This is a genomic window from Streptococcus infantis, from assembly GCF_047465525.1.
Taxonomy (GTDB): Bacteria; Bacillota; Bacilli; order Lactobacillales; family Streptococcaceae; genus Streptococcus; species Streptococcus infantis_R.
On sequence record NZ_JASGZS010000001.1, the window covers coordinates 51,341 to 71,359 of the forward strand.

The window sequence follows — 20,019 nt, forward strand, 5'->3', positions numbered from 1 at the left end:
AGATGTTTTAGCTAATATTAGAATGAAGGAGGATCATATATGACCATAATCGAACGCTTAGAAGAAAAGGTCACTAGGCAAGAAAGCAAGGTAGCAAGAGAGACAGAAAAACTCGCTGCTTACAAAGAACAACTGGAGACAGCGATGTTTGCAACGTTCAAAAGGCGTCAAAGCATCAGTCACATGAGTTTTGAAGAAGCTCTTGACCATGCCTTTGGTAAAGAAAGACAATTCGATGATTCTGAATTTAGAAAGGATGAAATGAGTGAATGACAAAAGATTGGAATTTTAATCAACCATTAGAAAGTAAATCAGAAAATCAAGAAGATCCAGATAAAATTGCGGCCTTATTTGGAAATCATCAAGGAGGTAATGATGTAAATTATGAAGCAGCTTTTCAAAAGCGTAAACAAGCACCTGTGACGGAATCAAATTCTAGTTCTAAACCCAAAGTTACAGAGGTTAGAACAGGAAAAGAGACAGATATCACTACAAGTTATCAGCAACATCTTAAAAGACTTATTGCAGATAACAATAGCGATATTCAAAGTAGTCAAAAGAAAATTGAAGAGCTACATACGTTGATCGACACAAAGAATAAAGACAATAAGAAATTGCAGTCAATTTATGATGCGATTTCCGAATTACACTAAGCAGTCCTGATAGGCTGCTTTTTTGAGAGGTTATAGATGTTTACAAAACTTTTTAAGAAAAACAAAGACAATAGTGATGTATTTAAGAAGCTAATTCATAGACTATCTGATATGTCTGTCCAAGATCTTGAAAAAATAGACCGACTGTTAGATATCATTTTCACTCCAGATCAAGGATCAGAACAACTAAAAACAGAAGCAACTTACAGAGAAGAAACTTTGGACGACACATTAAAGGAAGCTAAGAATCAACTTCATAAGGAACAATTGGAGAAGAATTTAGAGAGATTTAGGAAAGATGGAATGAAATAAATGGTTTTATAAAATTTTCTTTTACTTGCATAAAGTCTTGTGTTATACTTTTAGTATAGACTAGAGAAGGAAGTAAATATTTTGGAGTTGACTACCAAGCAGGAAAAGCAACTAGGTCAGACTCAGTGGTTCCATGCGACATTGTTCCGACATTTAGAATCGTTAAAAAAAGGTATCAATGTTCAATTTAACTTAGGGAGTGAGCTAGATTTTGGACCTGGTTTCTATATTACGCCTGACTTTGAACAAGCTAGAAAATTTATCAATAAACAAGTTGAAGTTCTAAATAACATTATGGCGAATAAAGATATTTTTGAGTCAGAAGAAGAATTCGGAATTATATTAGAATTTCGTATTTCAAATTTTGTAGAAATTTTTAAGAACCCAGACTATCATTGTCACTATTTTGCAAAACATAAAAAATCAGAGTCAGATTTAGATTTTGCGGAATTTGTCTTTCAAAATCGGGAAAATCCAGATGAATTACAACACCATTTTGATTTTATCTATGGTGTTCAGACTGATGACAATCCAACCCAAGCTTTAGCTCGTTTTCGTCAGAATGAAATTACAAAAGAAGAAATGCTTTCTGAGTTTAGAAAACCCTATTCTTTTAAACAATTATCCATTCACAACCAATCTTTTTGTGATATAATGAAAATAGAGAAGGTTTATCAATCAAAGACAGGAGAGGAGTTACAAAAATGGCAGTAGTATCATTGGAAAATAATATTAAACTATATAGTTCAGAATTATTTCAAGCACTATTAAAAGCCTCTAATTATAAATTGGATGAGCGTATTGCTCAGACTGTTGCAGAAGGCTATGCTCGTAATCTAGATTATTCTGATCCTGAACTGATGCATGTTGGTGTAACTTCGGTTGCTAACAATCTGCTTACAAAAATTAAACAAGAGTATTTTATTGTATAGGATTTTGAAATAAGCGACCTCAAAAGAAAGAAATTACTCTTAGCCAAGTTGATAGCTAGCAGTTCAGTTATCAGGGTTAATAGTAGCGAGTCAGACGGACTGACTCGCTTTTTCATTATTTTGTTTTTTTCCCGATGAAATCGTAATAAATGTCTATCTGAATAATTCAGTTGCGTTTCGTGTCAATCGGCTTGTGAATCATTTTCTGTCAAGTTAGAAATGAAACTCCTGTCGGAATGAGTTAGACTGACAAATCTAGACGAAGTTTTCAGTATTTAATGTGATAGATTAGGCTTAAAAATCTCATTTTACAGAGTTGAAAGAAGTTGCTTCATCGACACAATTCAAAGATCGATTGGAATGATTCTCATTTATAAAGTAATTTGAGTACGCATCCTGTTTTATGCTATGTCTATATGATATAATGAAAAAGAGGTATAAACTATGTCAGATTTAGAGATTAAAAAAATTGATATCAAAGATTTTGGTTGCTATAAAGATTACAAACAGCATAGTCAATCAGGTATCGGTAATGATTTTAATGATGGAAGAATTAATATTTTTTACGGTAGAAACTATTCAGGAAAAAGTACTTATTCGAAAATTTTTCAAAGTATTGAACTTAAGCAACTTCCAGAAAAGTATGAAAATATAGATTTTGAAGTCAAACTAGCTAATCATAGGATTATTAAGTCAAACGAAATAGGTAGCGACTTACCAATAGATTGTAAAGTTTTCAATCAGCAATTTATTGACGATAATATTTATCTTCACAATGACAATAAATTAAATAGTTTCCAAATTTCGATAGGTAGTGATACTAATGAAACCTTGAAGAAAATTGAAGATATACGATTAAACGAACTTAAACCCAGAAATGAAAAATTGTCACAGGTTGAATCGGATATAACTAAAAAACAAAAAAAGCTTAAGAGTAGTGAAAATGTTTTGAATTCAAAACTGAGAACAACTGCATCAAAAATCAAGAATTTAAAGAATCCCTCGGTCGTAGTTGGTAATAAATATGATATACGAGATATAAAGGAAGAGTTTAAAAAATATTCAGCTCATTTTCCTATTTTACCATTACAAGATGATGAGAAGGCTGTAGCTGAGTTAGAAAAGAATGTTGAACAAGCCAAAATACGAATTCTCGAAAAAAACATAAATAAACCACAAAAAATTGATTTAGTTAGTTTTGATAAAAATTTTAATTTCACATTATTTTTAGAAAATACGAAGAAGCTTTTATCTAAAGTTGTCTCAGTAAGTAATATTCTAGATGAATATAAAGATAGTCCAGATAAAATAAATTGGATTAAGCATGGTGTTGATATCCATGGAGATAATCCAGAAAAATGTGTATTTTGTGGTAACGGCATTGATGGTGAGCTTATTAAAAATCTAAAGTTGGCTTTTTCTGATGAGTTAAGCTCTCTGGAAAACGAATTAGTGCTGCAAAATAATAGGATAAAATCAGAAATCCAAAAATTAGATGCTATTCCAAATATTAATAAGGAAGATTATTTTAAAGACTCTGTATCTGATATTCAAAATATAAACAAAGAGATTGAAAATAATATTAATAATAGAAAAAGAGTTCTAGAAATACTAGAATCAAAAATTTCAGAAAAACAACGAGACATTTTTTCTAAAATTGAAATTAATGATTTAAATTGGATTGATTTTTCCGAAATTCAAGTTGAGATTAACTCACTATATGATGGTACTATTAAACAGATAGAACAATTTGAGGATAGGAAAACTAAAAGCATAGATTTTCTTCGAAGATATTATATCGTAAAAGAGTTCCCTGTATCTGAGTTCACTAAACTATCTCAAGAAGTTGACCAACTTGAAGAATATATAAATGAGAATTCCAAAGAACAGAAAAAATTAAAGGAAGAAAAAGAAAAATTTGAGCAAGATATTATTGAACTTGAAGGTAGTTTAAAGTCAGAATCTGAAGCAGCAAAACGTATAAATATGATACTTCAAAATTCTTTAGCACATTCAGAGATGTCCCTAAAATCAGTCGATGATGAGGAAGGTATATATTTCGAAGTTTCTCGTAATGAAGAAAGAGCATATAATCTAAGTGAAGGAGAAAAATCATTAATAGCCTTTGCTTATTATATTACAAGATTAGAAAGTTTGTCGACAGAAGAAAAGTCAAAAACAATCTTATTTATTGATGACCCTGTCTCTAGTCTGGATGAAAATAACATTTTTTATATCTACAACCTAATTTTTTGTCTTCTAGAAAAGAAAGAATTTTTACAATACTTCTTGTCCACTCATAATCTAGATTTCTTGAAATATACAAATAGATTTTCTAATAAAAAAGATTATTACTTAATAGAAAAGATAAAAGAAGCTGAAAATATCCCGTCAAAAAGTTATATAAAAAAATTGCCTACGCATTTATCAAATAAAGTCACAGAATTTGTATTCCTGTTTGAACAAATATATAGAGTGGCAACAGAAGATGAACACGAAAATAATTTTTCTGTTTTTTATAATTTTCCAAACAACGGTAGAAAATTTATTGAAACTCTTTTATACTTTAAATATCCTGACTATAAAACAAAGAATGACGATAAAATTATTAATTATTTCGGAGATGAGAATGCTCCATTTATGCAACGTATAAATAATGAGTACTCTCATGGAGAAGATAGGTTTGATAGAACTCGCAATCCCATTAATACATGCGAGTTTAAGCATGATGCTAGAATAATATTAGGCGCCTTACATCGAAATGATCCAGAACAATTTAAATCATTTCTCAATAATAGTAATTTAACTCACCCCGATTTTCTGGAAGATAGATAAAAATAACGACATTTCATTAAAGAGATGTACTTATACTAAACGAAAATCAAAGAGCAAACTAGGAAGCTAGTCGCAGACTGTACTTAGGTACGGCAAGGCGAAGCTGACGCGGTTTGAATTTGATTTTCGAAGAGTATTATCTCTATACTGTTGAGTGTTGTGCTCCCTTTTAGGTGGCTTTTTTAGAAGTAAAGTTTAGTATAGAAAAACAAGACACAACTCACCAAAATTGGTGAGTTATGTTTTTTATGTTATAATGGTATTATCAAATGAAGGGAGTTTGCCATGATTGGAAAGAACATAAAATCCTTACGTAAAACACATGACTTAACACAACCCGAATTTGCACGGATTGTAGGTATTTCACGAAATAGTCTGAGTCGTTATGAAAATGGAACGAGTTCAGTCTCTACCGAATTAATAGACATCATTTGTCAGAAGTTTAATGTATCTTATGTCGATATTGTAGGAGAAGATAAAATGCTCAATCCTGTTGAAGATTATGAATTGACTTTAAAAATTGAAATTGTGAAAGAAAGAGGTGCTAATCTACTATCTCGACTCTATCGTTATCAAGATAGCCAGGGAATTAGCATTGATGATGAATCTAATCCTTGGATTTTAATGAGTGATGATCTATCTGACTTGATTCATACGAATATCTATTTAGTGGAAACTTTTGATGAAATAGAGAGATATAGCGGCTATTTGGATGGAATTGAACGTATGTTAGAGATATCTGAAAAACGGATGGTAGCCTAGTGGAAATCCAAGATTATACTGATAGTGAATTCAAACATGCTCTAGCGCGGAATCTTCGTTCTCTGACAAGAGGAAAAATATCCAGTAAGCAAACTAATATGTCTGCTGATATTGTTTATTTAACTGCTTCTCACAACGAATTAAGAAGAAAGAGAGAACTGTTTCCAGAAAATGATAATTTTATCTGCTATGTACAATATGATAGAAGTAAAAAATTTCCAATTCATAACATCATAGTAGATTCATATTAAAAAAAGAATAGAGAGGGATATTTGGAATTCAATTGGAATCCAAATTATAGAGGGCCTTTACTATGGATGTTATTAAGGATTTAGCAACAGTAATTTCTATGATTGTTTCTACGATTACTATAGCAGGAATATACTATTCTGATAATGGAGAAGTTGAAAAACGTAAAAAAATATTTTTAAAAAATATTGCCTTAATAATTGTCTTTACCATTTTATTATGGATATTTAGTATCTATTTATTAAGAATATATTTTCAAACAGATTTATTGACAGTTTTGTCATTGGTTAATCCAACTTTAGTTTTTTTCTTTATCTTATGTACTGTAACAGTCAGTATGAATTCCTTTATTTATTCAAGAAAAAAATTTTTATCTAACATCAAGAATGATGAGATAATTTATGTTTTTTACAAAAAATATCTTACAATTCACAAAAAACTGAATAGAGGTAAACTTTGGAAATATAGTCAATCTTATTTGTTCCCATTTATTAAGTCAGTTCTAATAGGAGTGTATATTTTATTAGGAATTCTTTCTATTTTTATTATTTTTATTATTTTTATTAATCATTTTGATAACGAGGTAAAACAGTTCCCGTTTCAATCTCTCGAAAGGTTCTATTTAAAAAATATCAGTGATGGTAAAGTTTATTCGATTGATACTGAAACTGACTTTGATATAGTTATGACTTCTGAAAACAAAATCCCACAGTCACTATACAGTATTGAAGATAATATTTATAGTTTACCTATAGATAATCAGAGAATAAAGTTAAAAAAAGGAACAAAGCTATTTGAGTCATCAGTTGAGAAAGTAAAAATTTATAGGAATAACAAAGAAAGTGTTACAGTGAATAAAGCTGAAGGTAAAACATTCTTAATATTAGAACAAGATGATGTTTTTGATTTGGTTTCGGATAGTAAAGATTCTACGAAAAAGAAATCATATTTATTTTTATCAAATCAATACAGGAAACTAGAAAAGGAAATGCAAACGGTAAAATCCTTAATCCTACCTGGTATAATAGGATTTATTATATTTGGTTTAACATTTTTGCTAACCAATTTTTATTTTTTCCCATTAATCATTGTAATATTTGGTGGATTTGTTGATATGTTATTACTTCAAATTAATAATAACAATTCATTTCATATAGCAATGGTTCTTTCGATTTTAGTAGCTCTTTATTTTCTAATTTGTATTGTTATTTATGATTGTTGTGTGGTGAATCTCCATGAATCAAAGGATACAATAAAACTGATAAGGTATCATTATAAAAAATTTTCATATCAAATCAGAAAGCAAGATTTAATCGAAAATTTATTAAATGGCAAGACATGCGGGTGTCATGTGGTTAAATTTCCTTATTTAGTAGGTGAAAATAGAACAGAACCTAAAATTATTTTTTTCATCTATAAAAACTATTGGGATATTTTAAGGTTACCTATTTTATACTTTAAATGTAAAAAGCACTAGAGAGCCAGTTCTGTCTCTCTTTTTTCTTACTCTCATCTTCATGCTGTGATACCTTTTCCAAATTTCCTCTGATATACTTTTTTCAACTTTAAAAAATCCAACTAAGATTTTTCTACTGGGGGTTTGGGGGCGAAGCCACCAAGTTATCTTATCGTTAGCTGTCAAAACTAGAAGTTTTTGATCGGTTGGCGATATGATTTTTGGGATATTGTGGACACAATATCTGAGCTCGCAAAGACCGAACAAGAACCAAGTGAGGTCTTTAGGAAGCGTACTGACAATGTGAGGTAGACTTACACTGTCAGACAAGTAGAATATTGAAGGGATATCAGAATGGGACAAGAAATTAAGTCAATCCGAAAGCAATTTAGAATTACGAGACAAGAAGAAAAACAGATAAAAGAAATGATGAGGGAACAAAAAGTGGATAGTTTCTCAGAATTTCTTCGTCAAAATTTATTGAAAAAGAATTATCAGGATAGAATTTTTGAAAGTTGGTTCTCCCTTTGGCAGTGTCAAAAGTTTGAACAGATTAGTCGAGATGTGTATGAAGTTCTGGTTGTCGCAAGAGAAAATCATCAAGTGACTCAAGAGCACGTCTCAATCTTATTGACTTGCGTTCAAGAATTGATTGCAGAAGTGAATCAAGTGCAGCCACTCAGTCGTGAGTTCCGTGAAAAATATATGGGTTAGGAGGATGTAATGGTTTATCGCTATCGTACCAATCTCAAAAAAGTATTTCTAACTGATCCAGAATTACACCAATTGAATGAACGGATTGCTAAGAGCAATTGTCAAAATTTCTCAGTCTATGCCAGAAAAGTTTTGCTTAATCCCAATATGTCATTTGTCACGATTAACACTGATACTTATGACCAGTTAGTTTTTGAATTGAGACGGATTGGAAATAACATCAATCAAATTGCGCGTGCGATTAATCAAAGCCATCTGATTTCTCAGGACCAATTACAAGAATTGAGTAAAGGAGTCGGAGAGTTAATTAAGGAAGTGGACAAAGAATTTCAAGTGGAGGTGAAAAGACTGAAGGAGTTTCATGGTAGTTACTAAACACTTTGCGACGCACGGTAAAAAATATCGTAGGCGTTTGATTAAGTATATTCTCAATCCCGATAAAACAGATGATTTGAAATTGGTATCTGATTTTGGCATGAGCAATTACTTGGACTTCCCTAGTCATGCAGAAATGGTAGAAATGTACAATGTCAACTTCACCAATAATGACAAGTTGTACGAATCCAGAAACGACCGACAAGAAAAACACCAACAAACTATTCATGCCCATCATCTCATCCAATCATTTTCTCCTGAAGATAATCTGACACCTGAAGAAATTAATCGTATTGGTTATGAGACCATGATGGAATTAACAGGAGGATGTTTTCGTTTCATCGTGGCAACTCACACAGACAAAGATCATATTCATAATCACATCCTAATCAATGCTATAGATCGTAATTCAGATAAAAAATTGATATGGAACTATGCTATAGAAAGAAATTTTCGTATGATTTCTGACCGTATTTCAAAAATAGCTGGTGCAAAAATTATTGAGAAGTGTTATTCCTATCGTGATTATAAAAAATATAGGGAATCTAGTCATAAGTTTGAATTGAAACAACGTCTCTATTTTTTGATGCAGCAATCTAAATCGTTTGATGATTTTTTAGAGAAAGCAAAGCAGTTGCATGTTCAGATTGATTTTAGTCAGAAGCATAGCCGTTTTTTGATGACGGATCGTGCAATGACAAAACCAATTCGAGGACGCCAACTCAGCAAACGAGATCTATATGATGACGAATTTTTTAGAATGCATTTTGCTAAGCAAGAGATTGAAAGTCGTTTAGAATTTTTGTTGAACCGTGTCAATTCTTTAGAAGAGTTAATAACAAAAGCAAAAGAATTGAATTTAACCATTGGCTTAAAACAAAAAAATGTAACTTTTATCCTGGAAGAAGATAATCAAAAGATAAGTTTGGGTCATCAAAAAATAAGTGATAAGAAATTATATGATGTCAAATTTTTTCAAGATTATTTTAAAAATAAGGAAGTCGGTGTTTCAGAAGGATTAGAGAATTTACAGGAACAGTACCATGCTTTCCGAGAAGAACGAGATAAGGATAAAGTATCCACTGAAGAGATTGAGGAAGCCTTTGAGACATTTAAGGAAAAACGAGATACCGTTCGTGAATTTGAAGTGGAACTTGCAGAGAACCAAATAGAGAAGCTAGTTGATGAGGGCATTTATATCAAAGTGTCTTTTGGTATTAAGCAGAGTGGTCTCATTTTCATTCCCAATTATCAATTAGATATTCTAGAAGAAGAGAATCAAACAAAATATAAAATTTTTATACGTGAGACAACCTCATACTTTGTATATAACAAAGAACATTCGGATAAGAATCAGTATGTCGAAGGACGAACATTGATAAGACAGCTAACCAACGATAGTCGAGTAATACCATACAGAAGATCTACAGTTAAGAGTCTACAGGAAAAGATTACCGAGATTAACCTCTTCATTGAATTAACTGAAGCAGATAAGAAATACCAAGACATTAAAGATGAGTTAGTAAAAGAAATAGCAGAGACAGATATAAAACTAAATCAAATTAATGAAAAAATCGCCAACTTAAATAAGATGGCGGAAGTACTTATCAATTTGAAGAGTGAAGATATAAGCAGTCGAAAGCTTGCAAGATATGACTTTTCAAAATTGAACTTGACAGAATCAGCGTCGTTAGAGTATGTGAATGAAGAAATAAGAAAGCTACAAGAGGAACTCGGTCATTATCTTGATGAGTATGAGGATTTAGTGAGAAGATTAAAAACATTTGTAAGAATTTTGAATATGGATGGAGAAGCAAATCAGAAATTACAAACTGATATTACTATAGAATAGAAGATTCTATAACTATAGAAAATACTACATTTCTAGATCTAAGGTTATTCAATTACATTTACTCATTCGTTAACTGGTTTCTTATAAGCAACATCAGACACAAGTCAAAAACGAAAATCATAATCTCTTACAAAGGGCCAACACTAAATTGACTAGTTATCTTTCTGACATCTTCTCCAAGACAGGACAGTATCTCTCGACTCTCTTTATTAACGGGGAAGTCATAGACTGTGATAACGTGATTCCTTACATTCATAAGCATGTCAAAGAAAGTCCTGGAGAATTAGCTGAAGCTATGAATGTGAAGTTATCACTAGACGATCGCTTTCTCTTGGAACAGAGCTTAGAAGAATAACGGATGTATCAGGATCTCATTTAAAAATTGACCTGTGAGATTCAGGCTTATATCGAAAAGGAGTTTCCCTGAAGAAAAAAGATACCTTCAAACAATTACTGGTGTGAGCGAAGCAAGTGCAGCCACTGTTTTAACCGAGATTGGATCAACAGTAACAGATGGACACTTAGCTGCTTCTTAGTAAGAGAGATGTTCTTAACATCTCAGTAGTTGTAAAGAAAGGAGAAGAATAATATGGATGCTTATAAAAAAGTATCGATTTCTTTATTCACCACAAAGAAAATGCCCAATTCAAAAAGTTTATACGAGGTCGTGACTTAATTCGTCAGATTTCTCATGGCAGAAAATACATTTCTAAACGCAAATTCAGAGAAGAAAATGGGCTCAACCCCCAACTAACTTGGTTGCATAGTTTCTCAATGAAGCCAGCGGTTCACAGTTTCCCAATCTTGAAGTGCGTGAATTAACAAAAATAGTCTTTCGATTTGTACTGACCCCCAAAAGTTGGACAAATAATTATTGAAAGGATTTAGTTCTGTATTGCACAGGGCTAAGTCCTTTTAGTTTGACTTTGATTCGTTTGTTGTTGTAGTAATCAATGTAGTCCACAATAGTTTGTTCAAGGTCTTCTAAAGACCTAAAGTGCTTTTCATAACCATAAAACATTTCGGATTTTAAAATTCCAAAGAAGGACTCCATCATACCGTTGTCTGGGCTGTTTCCCTTGCGTGACATAGATGGCTGAATTCCCTTACTCTCTAGAAACCGATGATAAAAATCGTGTTGGTATTGCAAGCCTTGATCGCTATGGAGAATCGTATTTGTGTAATGATTCTCACTGAAGGCCTGGTTTAACATAGTTTTCACCTGTTCTAAATTTGGTGAAGTTGAAAGATTATAGGCGATAATTTCGCTGTTAAAGCCATCTAAAACAGGTGATAAATAGAGTTTTTGACTAGATTAATGATATTTCCTACTTGTTCCTTATACAGTTTTCGTTTTCTCGACAGTAATTCTGTGATTCGTTCCTTGAGTCTTTTTTCTGAGTAATCTTCTCCAATTGTTTTTCCTCTGGTGAATCGTTCCTTATACTTATGTCTGAAGGCAATATGTTTCCCATGCTTGATTTCATAGTCTATTTTTTCCATTTTAGACAGAAAATCATCCCAATTTTTTGATTGTCTAATTACTCTATCAATATCAAATTGCAGTTTACTTTTCCAAGATGTTCCTTGCTTTCGTTGATTATCTTCATACCATGATTTACCATTTGGTTTGTATTTTTTCTTAAAGGTTTCGTAGTACTCATCTATAATAGATAGCCCTTTTTCCTTACAGATTAGATCGCTTTGATAGCGGATTTGATGATAGGTTTTCTTATTGGATTGATAACATTTTCCTGTCACCATATTGACGTTATTGAAGATGATATGATTATGGATATGCCCTTTATCAATATGAGTACTTAGTACAAATTCGTATTCATCTTTTAAGACTCTTTTACAGAGTTCCAGTCCAATTTCGTGAGCCAATTCTGGGGAGATTTCTCCAGGCAAAAAAGATTGTATGAGGTGTCTTGCTAGAACAGTTCCATGAACTTGTTCTTGTTCTCGTCTTTTTAAAAATTGAGTATGCGCTGTTGTAACGTGACACTTATGCGTGCTAATAAGAATTTCTTGGTCTGTCTTTTCGTTATTTGTGATGTAGTCGATAGCAAGATTTAACGTTGATTTGATAGGGTGAATCTTAGTGACTGCCATTTTGCTTCTCTCCTGCCTTATGTGTTCTTGAGAGTAAAAGAGAGTGTATTTGCCAGATTTCTTTTGAGAGGGAGTCTATTTTTTCCTTCATTGTTTGTATGTCATCTTTATAGATAACAGCAGTAGTATTGACACGTTTTGCAATTTGATTGATGTTGTTAGTTGCATTATAGAGGAGTCCTTGTAAGTCTACCACAAAAATATCTCCTTCCAAGACAAATTTACGTATAAAATGACTCATGGTTTTACATTTGGTAAGTTTCATTTTTTTCTCAAAAATTTGTTTTTCTTCTTCGTTAAGGCATATTTTGAGCTGAATATTTCTTGTTCTGTTTGCCATAGTTACTTTCTCCTTGCAGTGTATTTCGGGGTCTTAGGGGATTCCCTAACAAGTTTAAATTGATAAAAAAGAAGCAGTTCCACAAGGGGCTGCTTCATCAATTTGTCGTAAGTGTGTACACACTTACTGTGCTTGCTACTAAACAGTAGATAGCGGTAAGCTAATTTATATTATAGATAATTAATTCACTATTTTATTGTAGTGCTCAATATAATTTTTATAGAATTTATCTTCACTTAAAATTTTAAGAACTTTTAAAGCATCTAGCATTTTATCTTTACCGTCTAAGTTGCCTTCTTTATAAAGTAAATAGCCAGAAGCATAGATGAATACGGTTTTCTCATAAAAACTGGTTTCATTATTTAAAAGATATTCGACTTCTTTTAAAAGATACCTCGCATTTTTGAAGTGACCCTTGTCAATACTAACAATTAGACAATTAATAGTAAGTTGAATAACCAATCTTTTATTACTCTCTGCTCGAATGTAGTATCTAATCTTGTTTAATAATTCCTTTGTTAATAAAAAGATAGTTTGATAAGTTAATTGTCTAAAACAGTTGCCAAATAGAGAAATTTCATAGTAGCCCCAATGTTCGACTTTAAATAGATAATCAACGAGCTCTTCTAATTCACTTTTGGAGGGATATATATCTTTAGAGTAATTATTAAGAATAGATTTTAAAAGAGTGATTTCAAAGTTTTTTAAAGTGCTTTTGTCTTTGTTTTGATAACTCTCTAAAATTTTTATTATATTCTGAATATCATTTGAAGCAGTAGAATCTCTTACTTCATTTATCATGATTTTAAAATCATAATCAGAAAAACCTCTATTAATAATTAAAAATTCATCGAAGGAAGTATTTAACTTATTTAAAAGATAATTCAACTTAGAACAAGATATTTCAGACTCACCTCTTTCAAATCTTGAAAGTTGTGATTTTGATATAACATCATCGGCTAATTTATTTATACTAACTTGCTTACTCGTCCTGATAAAGCGTAGTGTTTTCCCGAAATCGTCCATAAATCATCCCACTTTCACAACAAAAAATTGGTTTTTCTAATATTAGTTTACAATAAGTCTAAAATAAAGGAAAGGAAAAAGTTTATGAAGAGGCTCATAAAAATTTTACTGTTTATTATATGTGACATATTAATCATTGTAGGTGGTTAATCCTAAAAGCAATAAGGATGGATGAGTCCTTATGTACATAAGGGAGAGTAGATACTAATCTACTCTCCCTTATGTACATAAGGGAGAGTAGATACTAATCTACTCTCCCACTCCTAAACGTACAGAAAAAATTACTGAAGGAAGGTTACTTATGAAAAAAATAGGAAGTATCTACAGACATTATTCAAATCGAAAACTCATTTCACTGACAGTTATTTTTACACTGATATATGCAATTTTACCAGTATCTAGTGTTATGTTTTTAAAGGGGTTTTTAAATTATATTGAAGGAGTAAGTAATCTTCAACTAACGATTGTAAGTTCTGTATTCTATCTCCTTATGAGCTTCTTGGGTCCCCCACTATCACAAATTTTTGAAACAGAGTTAGCAGAATTTCGATTATCCTATTTGGTAACTTCTTATTTTGAAAAAACGATAGACCTACCAATTGAAAGTACAGTCTCAGAGAAAGATTTAATAACAATTAGGAATGGGGAACTATTTTCTGCTCAAAGTTGGAAAGGATATCAGCGATTGATGAAGTTAGTCCCATCCTCTCTCGCGATTATTTCTTCATTAGTTTTAATCGCAATCATGAACGATAATTTGACTAGAGTATTTATGATTGTCATGACTTTACTAGCTTTGTTGGTTCACTATTTTAATGGTAAAATTCCTGAATTAAATCAAGCTATTGATGTATTAGCACAAAGTCAAAAGAATTATACAGGATTTTATTCCAGTGTTTTAACGGATAGCAAAATGCTACGTGAAGTTAAATCATCGAGCTATGAAAACTTTGTACAGAAAAAGTTGTCTGACAGACTTTTACAGTTTTATGAATTGAGTACGAATAAAATTAATCAGTATGGTTTGAATTTATTGTATATTAGTGTGTTATCTGCTCTTCCTTATCTAACAGGAATCATTTTGATTTTACTAGGTGTTCATAGTGGATATCTGAGAGTTACAGACGGAATCTTTTATCTATCAATGATTAAAGTGGTTCAGGATAATATAAGCAAACTATTGAAAAATGGAGAAAAAATAAAAACAGATATTCGTCTATATGACTTATATGAAGACTTTTTATGCTTGACTACTACTTATCAAAATGAAGTTCAAAAAGTAAGTATTGGAGAAATTAACAAGGTAGAGTTTGTAGATGTTTCTTATAAATATCCCAATAGTGACCAGTATGTTTTGAAGGATATAAAATATTGTTTTGAATCTCCCAATCGAGTAGCAATTGTTGGCGAGAGTGGTTCTGGTAAAACAACTCTAATTAAATTATTATGTGGTTTTATAAGGCCAACTGTCGGACAGATTTTAGTGAATGGGATTGATTTAAACAAAATTGATTTGAAAAGTTATCACCAGCAACTTGCAACTGTTTTTCAAAAAACTGATTTTCTTGCCTTTACATTTCGAGAAAATGTATTACCGAAATTTGATCGCTCACAAATCAAACGATTAGATACCTTGGTAAAAGAATTAGAAATACAGGATATGATTAGAAATCTACCACAAGGAATTGATAGTCACTATACCAAATATTTATCAGAAGAAGGAGTACAACTTTCTGGCGGACAGGTCCAAATGCTGTTATTACTTCGTTCTATGATGAAAGATTCAAGTTTATATATCTTAGATGAAGCTACTTCAGCCATGGATATTAATAATGAAGTAAAAACAATTAGGGAGTTTTTGAAAATAACTTCAGAAAAGATGTCTATTATAGTAACACATCGGTTGTTGGCTACTAAATTTTCTGATGATATTTTAGTATTAGATAATGGTGAACTTGTTGAAACAGGCAAGCACCACGAACTTTTAGAAAATAATGGATATTACGCTAACTTATACAAACTACAGAATAAGGGATATGGGGAGGAATAATCTATGGATTGTATCAAAAGAAAATTCATACCAGTATTTATTCTCTATGTGACTCTGTTAGTGATGACAAATACACTTTTTAACCTTTTTCCTACGGTATTAGTCTATCTCCTTACGGCCTACAGTGATCAATTTAATTTGCTTTTTATCTTAGTTATTATACTGTTCTATTTAATTTGTCGTTTAATATCAGATTTCGCAACTAAAAAGGCTGAAATGTTCTATCAGGTATTATCTGAGTCAAAGAAGACTAAGATTGTATCAAAAATGTTGAGCCATACTTACTCAGAATTACAATCATCAGAGATTAGAACAAAGTTATCAAATACCTTATTTGCTATCGATAACCAGTCTCTTTTCATTCGATATTATGAAATTATTACTACACTAGTCTACACATCTGTAACATTGCTTTTTAGCGCTGCTATCCTTAGTAAGATCAATCCTTTTGTGGCACTAACATGTGTAGTGATAGTTGGGCTGTCTATTGGCATAAACGAGTTAAAAAAGAAAATACTATTGATGAGAACAAATAAGTTATTAAACATCAATAAGGGACTTAACTATTTTGAACAATTAGCAAAGAATGGACTGTTTTTAAGTGATAATAAAGTTTATGATCTATCTATTTTAGTAAATTCACAATTTCATCAGTATATAGCAAAGACAAATAAGACACTCCGAAAAGGGATGTATAGAGTTGCCTTTTTTGATGGTGTCAGTTCATTTTTAGGTGTGGCTAGTCTAGTTATCGGTTCAATCATGTTAATCACTCTATCAAAAAATCAAGCCTTTTCTGAACTTAGCCTCGCTATTACCGCACTATTTACTTTTGTTGGCATGATTGAAAACTCTTTTGCAGCTTACTTACAATTATTGACCGTCTGCACCCAACTTTCGTCTTATTATAGCCTAGATAAATTAAAATGTGTACCAAGTAATTTTGATGACACCAGTGAGTACGCTATTGAGATGAATAATATTTCTTACGCCTATACAGGAAGTAATAAAGTCATTGATAACCTTACAATGAAGATTAAAAAAGGAGAAACAGTAGCTTTAGTAGGTGAAAATGGAAGTGGAAAAACAACCTTAATTGGTATTATTGCCGGGATTCTAGAACCACAAACTGGATCTGTTTCTAACGGAGTAAATCATAATTATGCGTTTGTTCAACAAGAGTCAATCCAATTTCCAGAAAGTATAATAGATAACATTATTATTGATAAGGAGAAGGAGAGAAGCAAAATTGAGTCCGTTATTCAATCAGTGAATTTAGAGTCAATATTGTTGCAGGATGAAAATTTTTTAGGGAAAAAACTAAATCCCACTGTGAATGCTGACGGTATTAGCTTATCTGGTGGTCAATTCCAACGCTTAACAATTGCACGAGGATTATATCAAGATTCTCAACTACTTATTTTAGATGAACCAACTGCTTCATTAGACATTGAAAATGAGCATACCATATTTGAAACAGTCTCCAAGTTGCATGATATTGAGACAAAGGTATTTATTTCTCATCGACTTGCTAATTGCCAGATTGCAGACACTATCTATTTTCTAAAAGGTGGCAAAATCATTGAGACTGGTAGTCATGATGAGTTAATGACTAAAAAAGGTGCTTATTATGAATTGTTTAGCAAGCAGAGCAAAATTTATGTGGAAAATGACATAAATATTTTAGAGACGCACATAACTTAATTGGAGGTGAAACAAACATGAAGAAAATTATAGTACTTTTTGGACATAAAGCAGTTGTAAAGGCTGCTAAAGAACAAGGATTTTATGTTATCAATATACTTCAATCCAATATGTTACACAGTACATTTATTAAAGCATGTAATTTTGCAGATGAAACTGTGATCATAAATAATTTATCAGAATTAGATGGGTTAATTGATAGAATTGTATCTACTAACATTGTAGCTGGTATTGTTTCGTTTACTGATACTAGGGACGGAGTCTTAAAATCAGCTGTCTATTCTGAAAAGCTTTTATCTGAAAATCGGTTTGTAACCAAAGAATCGGTAGATATACTTATAGATAAAAAGAAAATGAGAGATTTTTTAAAGTCAATCAATTTAAAACTAGTGCCTAATATCGTTCCCAAAACTGTTGACGACGTGAGACAATTTTTAAAGGTCAATGGAAAATCAATTATAAAACCAGTTGCAGGTCAAGGAAGTCAAGATATCCTTTTGATATCACCTGAAGATAGATTCGAAGATATTTTTCCAAAACAACTTAATGAGTCGTTATCCAATGGATGGTTGATTATGGAAAAATTTATTGATGGTAAAGAAGTAAGCGTTGAGACATTAACTTATGATGGAGTTACACAGATATTTGGGATAACAGATAAGTATAAGATTCCGAAAGGGACACCTCACTCACAATTTGTTGAGAGTGGTCATGTCTTCTGTGCAAATTTAGAATCTTACCTTGTCAATGATATTTATAATAATGTTAGGAAAATCTTTAATCATCTTAACGTCAATACTACATTGGGACACACAGAAATGATAATTGAGAAGGGAACTAATGAGGTATATGTCGTGGAATCTCATCTAAGAGCTGGGGGAGATTGCATACCAGATTTAGTCGAAAATGTATCAGGTTATAATCCATACTATTTATTTTTTAAAGCGTTAGATGGTGAACAGCTGCCTTTAGTAACAAATAAAGGGAGGTCTGGAATATTTTATTATATCCCTGAGGTTGGTAAAATATCATCTGTTACAAAGTATTCTCATACTTTTTCAGATGATATTTATGTAAAAGATAGGCTTGATTTTACAACAATAGATGTCAACCCTATACAAAATTCATTTGATAGAAAATGGGGCTATATTATGTTGTCGGGAACTGATATAGAAGAGGCAGCTAGAAAATATTTTAGTGAGATCTGTATTGAGTATGAAAGAGAGTAATAGTTAAATGGATAACATTATATACATGAAGTACGGTGTACATGCCGGTGAAACAGTTGATAGTATAGTGAGGCGTAAACAAGATGAGATAGCAAAAGTTGGATATACTTTTTGGGGATATGGGGGAAACTTTTGTCACCCTTTAACTCAAGTTCAACCTTTTGCAGAGAATGTCTATAAAAAAGGAGAAAAGCTTTATCTAGTTATGTCTTTAACAGAATCGAAGTTGAATAATACTCCCGATAAGAGTCATTACTTCTCGATTGATAATGTAGATTGGTCTCCCATAGATGAAAAAATTAATGTATTGGGTTCAAAATTTGCTTTGTGCATCAAAAATTTAACAGTTTGCAATTTTGATTTATCTTTGGATACATATTCTGTTGGAATCGGAAATAAATGTGGAACGATTTTGAGTGATTATATCCGTTATCGAGTGGATAAAGCGTGTGCAGTTAAAACAGATAGTTACACCACTAATCATAAGACGGTAAAAATTACACTGCTTGCAGAAGTAATAGCCCCCTTCGCAGTTTTTACAAAATAAAAAATAAAATAGGAGAAATGTTTTGAAAAATTTATTTGCTAACTTAAATCCTTCAATTTCACAACAAATGGTTAACTTGGCAGACCAAGTAACATATAGAAGGCCATCAGCTAACAGAACCTTTGACCAGATTTTTATGCATGGTGGTGATATGATACAACAAACAATGCTAATGCATAGTTTTTTAAGTGATAAAGATGTGCTATTTCTTGGTGATGGTGATGGAATGAGCATGATGTTTGGGTTGTTTGCAACACAAGGACTTACCTCTAAACCTAAGAGCCTCACTGTTCTTGACTTTGATGAGAGAATGGTCAATAACATTGATAAATTTTCTAAAGATTTCGAGTTTTCAGTTCCAGTGAAAGCTTCCATTTATAATGTCATTGATAAAGTTGATCCAGATCTAAAACAAAAATTTGACTTTTTCTATATAAATCCACCTTATGGTTCTAAAAATAAAGGGTTAAGTACGATTGCTTGGTTACATAGATGTATGGAGTTATGTAAACAAGAGTCGTCTGGATGTTTGGTTATACCCTATGATGAGAATGTTTTATGGACTGTTGAAGCTATGAGAAATATTCAAGATTTTTTAATCAAAAGTGGTTTTGTAATTCGTGATATGGTTACGGGTATGCACAGTTATCACTTGCCTGAAGCACCAGGATTAACTTCAGCAACATTAATTGTTGATAGGGTTGAAAACACTTCATCTGAATTTGAAGGTCATATTCTTCCTAAAGAGTACGTAATAAATCTTTATGGTAAGGAGCGCGAAATTCCTAAAAATATAAGCGACGATGGAACTATTTATGGTTATCCAAATTATGATTGGATTTATGGAACAAAGTTTTGGTAATGTTAG

The 20,019-nt window shown here is 31.6% G+C and carries 19 protein-coding genes and 3 pseudogenes; 18 read left to right on the plus strand and 4 right to left on the minus strand.

Going from position 1 to position 20,019, the window contains the following annotated elements; all coding sequences use genetic code 11:
* The first annotated feature begins 39 nt into the window (after positions 1-39).
* The 13 genes and pseudogenes from QM374_RS00255 to QM374_RS00315 all read left to right on the plus strand — a co-directional run bounded on the left by QM374_RS00255 (position 40) and on the right by QM374_RS00315 (position 10,495).
* On the plus strand, positions 40-273 hold the full coding sequence (locus QM374_RS00255; RefSeq protein WP_000152419.1) for a DUF5965 family protein: 234 nt from the start codon (positions 40-42) through the stop codon (positions 271-273).
* On the plus strand, positions 270-653 hold the full coding sequence (locus QM374_RS00260; protein WP_002933294.1) for a DUF5945 family protein: 384 nt from the start codon (positions 270-272) through the stop codon (positions 651-653). The genes QM374_RS00255 and QM374_RS00260 overlap by 4 nt, the downstream gene beginning before the upstream one ends.
* A gap of 36 nt (positions 654-689) precedes the next feature.
* A complete protein-coding gene (locus QM374_RS00265; protein WP_414310551.1) occupies positions 690-965 on the plus strand; it encodes a hypothetical protein in 276 nt (91 codons plus the stop codon).
* Between the two features lie 81 nt (positions 966-1,046).
* A complete protein-coding gene (locus tag QM374_RS00270; protein ID WP_049525923.1) occupies positions 1,047-1,679 on the plus strand; it encodes a DUF3990 domain-containing protein in 633 nt (210 codons plus the stop codon).
* Positions 1,670-1,897, plus strand: coding sequence for a hypothetical protein (locus tag QM374_RS00275; protein WP_000301902.1), 228 nt, complete (start codon positions 1,670-1,672; stop codon positions 1,895-1,897). The genes QM374_RS00270 and QM374_RS00275 overlap by 10 nt, the downstream gene beginning before the upstream one ends.
* Positions 1,898-2,341: 444 nt before the next feature.
* On the plus strand, positions 2,342-4,732 hold the full coding sequence (locus tag QM374_RS00280) for an AAA family ATPase (RefSeq protein ID WP_414310552.1): 2,391 nt from the start codon (positions 2,342-2,344) through the stop codon (positions 4,730-4,732).
* Between the two features lie 285 nt (positions 4,733-5,017).
* Positions 5,018-5,494, plus strand: coding sequence for a type II toxin-antitoxin system antitoxin PezA (gene pezA, locus QM374_RS00285; RefSeq protein WP_000579619.1), 477 nt, complete (start codon positions 5,018-5,020; stop codon positions 5,492-5,494).
* Positions 5,494-5,586: pseudogene (locus tag QM374_RS00290) on the plus strand (toxin PezT); the annotation flags it as partial. The gene pezA and the pseudogene QM374_RS00290, both read left to right, overlap by 1 nt.
* A 221-nt stretch (positions 5,587-5,807) precedes the next feature.
* On the plus strand, positions 5,808-7,220 hold the full coding sequence (locus QM374_RS00295) for a hypothetical protein (protein ID WP_414310553.1): 1,413 nt from the start codon (positions 5,808-5,810) through the stop codon (positions 7,218-7,220).
* A gap of 333 nt (positions 7,221-7,553) precedes the next feature.
* Positions 7,554-7,913 (plus strand): SAG1252 family conjugative relaxosome accessory protein, encoded by a 360-nt coding sequence (locus QM374_RS00300; RefSeq protein WP_060955609.1) that lies wholly within the window; start codon positions 7,554-7,556, stop codon positions 7,911-7,913.
* Between the two features lie 9 nt (positions 7,914-7,922).
* A complete protein-coding gene (gene mobC, locus QM374_RS00305; RefSeq protein WP_000263039.1) occupies positions 7,923-8,288 on the plus strand; it encodes a plasmid mobilization relaxosome protein MobC in 366 nt (121 codons plus the stop codon).
* The gene (locus QM374_RS00310; protein WP_414310554.1) at positions 8,275-10,140 is read left to right on the plus strand and encodes an SAG1250 family conjugative relaxase; all 1,866 of its coding nucleotides are present in this window, start codon (positions 8,275-8,277) and stop codon (positions 10,138-10,140) included. Before mobC ends, QM374_RS00310 begins: the two co-directional genes overlap by 14 nt.
* Positions 10,141-10,288: 148 nt before the next feature.
* On the plus strand, positions 10,289-10,495 hold the full coding sequence (locus QM374_RS00315) for a hypothetical protein (protein WP_150114524.1): 207 nt from the start codon (positions 10,289-10,291) through the stop codon (positions 10,493-10,495).
* 516 nt (positions 10,496-11,011) lie between these two features.
* Here QM374_RS00315 and QM374_RS00320 read toward each other — a convergent pair.
* The 4 genes and pseudogenes from QM374_RS00320 to QM374_RS00335 all read right to left on the minus strand — a co-directional run.
* Positions 11,012-11,455, minus strand: a pseudogene (locus QM374_RS00320) (IS3 family transposase); the annotation flags it as partial.
* A gap of 52 nt (positions 11,456-11,507) precedes the next feature.
* A pseudogene (locus QM374_RS00325) lies at positions 11,508-12,255 on the minus strand (relaxase/mobilization nuclease domain-containing protein); the annotation flags it as partial.
* The gene (locus QM374_RS00330) at positions 12,242-12,595 is read right to left on the minus strand and encodes a plasmid mobilization protein (RefSeq protein ID WP_414310555.1); all 354 of its coding nucleotides are present in this window, start codon (positions 12,593-12,595) and stop codon (positions 12,242-12,244) included. The gene QM374_RS00330 and the pseudogene QM374_RS00325, both read right to left, overlap by 14 nt.
* A 180-nt stretch (positions 12,596-12,775) precedes the next feature.
* Positions 12,776-13,621, minus strand: a complete 846-nt coding sequence (locus QM374_RS00335) for a helix-turn-helix domain-containing protein (protein ID WP_022524918.1) — start codon at positions 13,619-13,621, stop codon at positions 12,776-12,778.
* A gap of 301 nt (positions 13,622-13,922) precedes the next feature.
* Here QM374_RS00335 and QM374_RS00340 point away from each other — a divergent pair, with 301 nt between their 5' ends.
* Genes QM374_RS00340 through QM374_RS00360 form a run of 5 tightly spaced genes read left to right on the plus strand, consistent with a single transcriptional unit; the run spans position 13,923 to position 20,013 of the window.
* Positions 13,923-15,671, plus strand: a complete 1,749-nt coding sequence (locus QM374_RS00340; protein WP_414310556.1) for an ATP-binding cassette domain-containing protein — start codon at positions 13,923-13,925, stop codon at positions 15,669-15,671.
* A gap of 3 nt (positions 15,672-15,674) precedes the next feature.
* Positions 15,675-17,375: an ATP-binding cassette domain-containing protein gene (locus QM374_RS00345; RefSeq protein WP_414310557.1), complete on the plus strand. Its 1,701-nt coding sequence runs from the start codon at positions 15,675-15,677 to the stop codon at positions 17,373-17,375.
* Between the two features lie 17 nt (positions 17,376-17,392).
* A complete protein-coding gene (locus QM374_RS00350) occupies positions 17,393-18,604 on the plus strand; it encodes an ATP-grasp domain-containing protein (protein WP_414310558.1) in 1,212 nt (403 codons plus the stop codon).
* A gap of 7 nt (positions 18,605-18,611) precedes the next feature.
* On the plus strand, positions 18,612-19,151 hold the full coding sequence (locus QM374_RS00355; RefSeq protein WP_060955615.1) for a hypothetical protein: 540 nt from the start codon (positions 18,612-18,614) through the stop codon (positions 19,149-19,151).
* Between the two features lie 22 nt (positions 19,152-19,173).
* The gene (locus tag QM374_RS00360) at positions 19,174-20,013 is read left to right on the plus strand and encodes a bis-aminopropyl spermidine synthase family protein (RefSeq protein ID WP_049525906.1); all 840 of its coding nucleotides are present in this window, start codon (positions 19,174-19,176) and stop codon (positions 20,011-20,013) included.
* The last annotated feature ends 6 nt before the right edge of the window (positions 20,014-20,019 follow it).

Excerpts from the sequence above, each read along its gene's own strand:
- QM374_RS00255 (WP_000152419.1), top strand. The coding sequence starts at position 40 with ATGACCATAATCGAACGCTTAGAAGAAAAGGTCACTAGGCAAGAAAGC.
- QM374_RS00260 (WP_002933294.1), top strand. The coding sequence starts at position 270 with ATGACAAAAGATTGGAATTTTAATCAACCATTAGAAAGTAAATCAGAA.
- QM374_RS00265 (WP_414310551.1), top strand. The coding sequence starts at position 690 with ATGTTTACAAAACTTTTTAAGAAAAACAAAGACAATAGTGATGTATTT.
- QM374_RS00275 (WP_000301902.1), top strand. The coding sequence starts at position 1,670 with ATGGCAGTAGTATCATTGGAAAATAATATTAAACTATATAGTTCAGAA.
- QM374_RS00280 (WP_414310552.1), top strand. The coding sequence starts at position 2,342 with ATGTCAGATTTAGAGATTAAAAAAATTGATATCAAAGATTTTGGTTGC.
- pezA (WP_000579619.1), top strand. The coding sequence starts at position 5,018 with ATGATTGGAAAGAACATAAAATCCTTACGTAAAACACATGACTTAACA.
- QM374_RS00295 (WP_414310553.1), top strand. The coding sequence starts at position 5,808 with ATGGATGTTATTAAGGATTTAGCAACAGTAATTTCTATGATTGTTTCT.
- QM374_RS00300 (WP_060955609.1), top strand. The coding sequence starts at position 7,554 with ATGGGACAAGAAATTAAGTCAATCCGAAAGCAATTTAGAATTACGAGA.
- mobC (WP_000263039.1), top strand. The coding sequence starts at position 7,923 with ATGGTTTATCGCTATCGTACCAATCTCAAAAAAGTATTTCTAACTGAT.
- QM374_RS00310 (WP_414310554.1), top strand. The coding sequence starts at position 8,275 with ATGGTAGTTACTAAACACTTTGCGACGCACGGTAAAAAATATCGTAGG.
- QM374_RS00330 (WP_414310555.1), bottom strand. The coding sequence starts at position 12,595 with ATGGCAAACAGAACAAGAAATATTCAGCTCAAAATATGCCTTAACGAA.
- QM374_RS00335 (WP_022524918.1), bottom strand. The coding sequence starts at position 13,621 with ATGGACGATTTCGGGAAAACACTACGCTTTATCAGGACGAGTAAGCAA.
- QM374_RS00340 (WP_414310556.1), top strand. The coding sequence starts at position 13,923 with ATGAAAAAAATAGGAAGTATCTACAGACATTATTCAAATCGAAAACTC.
- QM374_RS00345 (WP_414310557.1), top strand. The coding sequence starts at position 15,675 with ATGGATTGTATCAAAAGAAAATTCATACCAGTATTTATTCTCTATGTG.
- QM374_RS00350 (WP_414310558.1), top strand. The coding sequence starts at position 17,393 with ATGAAGAAAATTATAGTACTTTTTGGACATAAAGCAGTTGTAAAGGCT.
- QM374_RS00355 (WP_060955615.1), top strand. The coding sequence starts at position 18,612 with ATGGATAACATTATATACATGAAGTACGGTGTACATGCCGGTGAAACA.